Annotated in this window: 1 protein-coding gene and 3 pseudogenes; 2 read left to right on the top strand and 2 right to left on the bottom strand. The window is 54.4% G+C overall.

Annotation, left to right across the window (positions count from 1 at the left end; translation table 11 throughout):
• Positions 1–138 precede the first annotated feature (138 nt).
• A pseudogene (locus CYD26_RS24590) lies at positions 139–804 on the bottom strand (integrase); the annotation flags it as partial.
• On the opposite strand from CYD26_RS24590, the pseudogene CYD26_RS24585 reads away from it, so the two are divergent.
• Positions 790–1,200: pseudogene (locus CYD26_RS24585) on the top strand (recombinase family protein); the annotation flags it as partial. The pseudogenes CYD26_RS24590 and CYD26_RS24585 overlap by 15 nt on opposite strands.
• Here CYD26_RS24585 and CYD26_RS24580 read toward each other — a convergent pair.
• A complete protein-coding gene (locus tag CYD26_RS24580) occupies positions 1,197–1,991 on the bottom strand; it encodes a hypothetical protein (RefSeq protein WP_102053902.1) in 795 nt (264 codons plus the stop codon). The pseudogene CYD26_RS24585 and the gene CYD26_RS24580 overlap by 4 nt on opposite strands.
• Before the next feature lie 336 nt (positions 1,992–2,327).
• On the opposite strand from CYD26_RS24580, the pseudogene CYD26_RS24575 reads away from it, so the two are divergent.
• Positions 2,328–2,684, top strand: a pseudogene (locus CYD26_RS24575) (recombinase family protein); the annotation flags it as partial.
• Between the last annotated feature and the right edge of the window lie 168 nt (positions 2,685–2,852).

The following is a 2,852-nucleotide window of genomic DNA, read 5'->3' as shown; positions in this document are numbered from 1 at the left end:
AACCGCCGTGTACGGAACCGTACGCACGGTGGTGTGAGAGGACGGCGGGTGTGAACTCGCCTCCTACTCGATTCTGGAGGGCGGAAAACTCGACGCTGAAAAGGCCAAGTGTTCCGCAACTCTTCCGTAAAAAAGGTTTCATCGGGTTGGTTTAACGATCTCCCCGACGCGGCGGTAAACAGTCTGCATGATCCGCTTATCGGTGTGCCCTAGTAGCCTACTCGCGTGCGCCAGGTCTTCAATTTCGCTCGCTGCTTTGGGGCGGATATCGCGAAACTGGAATTGACGAATGCTGTCGGCCAGGACGCTATCAAGGTCTTCCATCGCTTTAGCGGCGGCCTTGGATCTCGCATCGTCAAAGCGAAGGCGCAGCATCGCTGGTGTTACGTTGCGGCCATCCTCTGTCACGATCAGGTAAGGGTTACGCACCCCTCGCGCCTTGCGTTGGGTAAGAAGGCGCTCCACCAGTATCCCCAACTGGCTGGTCTCTGTTTCCGACTCAAGACGTATCCTCAGTTTTTTTGTCGTTTTTCCCTGAGCGAATTGCAGAAAACCATCAACCACGTCTGTCGCCCGGGTGGCCAGTACATCCGCTGGACGTTGACCGGTCAGATAGCCCAAATCCATTGCATCGCGCAGCTCGGAAGCGGCTTGCTCGTAGACAGCATCCCAGATCGCCGGCCCTGCATAGAAGTCCCAGGGCGTCTCCTTGTTTTTGCGGATACCGGTCGCTGGGTTTGGGCGATCAGTAATGCCCCACTCCCTTGCCATGTTGAAAATGTGAGAGAGAAGGGTGACGTGCTGCTTGTCGAATCCATTGACCGCCTCTCTCGTCTGCCGGCTGATGACTGGGCCAAACTCAAGGGAGCGATCGACGCCAAGGGCCTGCGCATTGTCGCACTCGATCTGTCCACCAGCCATCAGGGGATGCGTGACACGCAAGGCGACGAGTTCACCGGCCGGATGCTGGCTGCGATCAACTCGATGCTGGTAGAGATGATGGCGGCAATCGCCAGAAAGGACTATGAGCAGAGGCGGGAACGACAGGCCCAAGGCATTCAGAAGGCCAAGGCGGCGGGCAAGTACCAGGGCCGGCCGGTGAATGAGGAGCTGCTAGGCGCCGGCCTGGGCATTCGGGCTACTGCTAGGCACGCCTCATGCTCGACGACCACCGTGCTCCGGATTAGAGACAGTTACTAGATATCGATCGCAGACTTTTTGGATCTTGTGTATTGACGCAATGCATACACCACGGCCAATGACAAAAGGACGAGTATGAGGGAAATCGACAAAATTCCACTCAGCTTACTCAGCGCTGGGTTCAAGGCGGCGGTGCTGTCAAAGAAGAACTTGGTGCCAATACTCGATGCGGTCAGAGCAGCGGCTATGCCCGCCATAACGGTTGACGCTAGAGAAATCCAGCTTAATCGATTTTGATCTTCATCGAATCTATAAAGATGACCTTCATTTCGAGCAATTTCACCAATCATTCCTAGAACTTCGAGGTTCTTTTCCACCCCCGGCCGATGCTCTTCAGGAACGACCTCGAGCACTTCTGCGATAATTTGAGAACTATCGGCCTTCAAGCGTTCCCAAGTCAGTGGCTCAAGCTCCGCTTTCACGTAGACGATCAGCTCATCAATCTTGACCGAGTAGTCGGTTTTTTGTGGGATGTCGAGATGCCTGCTTCGTTGAAGCCGCAGCGCAACATCTTGCAAGAGGGTGATCGGCGTACAAGCAGGTGTCAAAGAAACACCGTGCAGACGCTCTGAAGCTTCGATGAGGTTGTCAATGAGTTTTCGAGACAATTCCTGCTTGTTGATGATGTAGCTCTCTACCACATCAAGCAGGTCGGCCGTGGCGTGCTTTGTCCGCTCTGAAGCAGCTGAGGCTGAGTCTTTTCGCTGAAGACGATAAAAAATGTAGGCGACCAGCACACCGATCAAGATAGATGCAATCGAGAGCCAATTGGCACTAAAAAAGTCGCTCACTCTTCGCTCCGTGCGCCCCCTACGGATTCAAAGCGTAGGGCGTCGTAGATCCAAATGCACCCTTGGTGCACCCATAAGCATGAAGGCCGGACTATCCAGCAATCCTACAGGCGCTGAATTTATTGGCGTCCCAGGCAGAAATTGAACCTGCAACCTTCCCTTAGGAGGGTCGGAGTTTACCAGTCCCTACAAACATCCGCATGAAAAAAGCTGCATCAGTGACCTGTTCGACACCGGCCTAAAACTCGGGCGATCGCTCGCCATACAGGGGGCAGCAACAACACAGTACTTAAAACCCGCGATCAGCTGACCGAGAAGCGACGCAGTTTTACGTGCTCCTTGCCTGACTTGGTTGGGGTCGTCAGTCGGCTGTAGCAGGAATGTGTAGGGTTCGAGTCAATCAACGAGCGAATCGAAACCTCCAGCGCTGCCGGCAAGCTGATCTTTCATGTGTTCGCTGCTCTGGCCGAGTTCGAGCGTAACTTGATTCGAGAGCGTACACGCGCAGGGCTGGTGGCGGCTGGCGCTCGAAGACGTAAAGGTGGTCGTAAACCAGCGCTGGAAGAGGCTCAAGTCCGCGAAATAATAGCTTTGCTCAAAGATCCACAGATTCAAGTTAGCACGGTAGCTAAGCGATACGGGGTGTCGAGAACAACGCTGCATCGGTACATCGGTAAGACTGGGCCGAGATAACTTGCACCTGACGGCCCACGAAACTGCGACCAGAGGATTATGAGTTCGCGGTGGTACCCGCTGCTATCCCCACACTGGATGAGATTCTGGGAGTGAATCGCCCCTGGTTTTCTAGACACTCTCCAAGCTCAGGAAATAGCGTTTCTCATACTCTACTGGAGACAGCTG

The sequence above is a fragment of the Pseudomonas sp. FFUP_PS_473 genome (assembly GCF_002858665.1).
Lineage (GTDB): Bacteria > Pseudomonadota > Gammaproteobacteria > Pseudomonadales > Pseudomonadaceae > Aquipseudomonas > Aquipseudomonas defluvii.
Note: the sequence above shows the minus strand (reverse complement) of the source record. Positions and strands in the feature narration are given on the sequence as shown.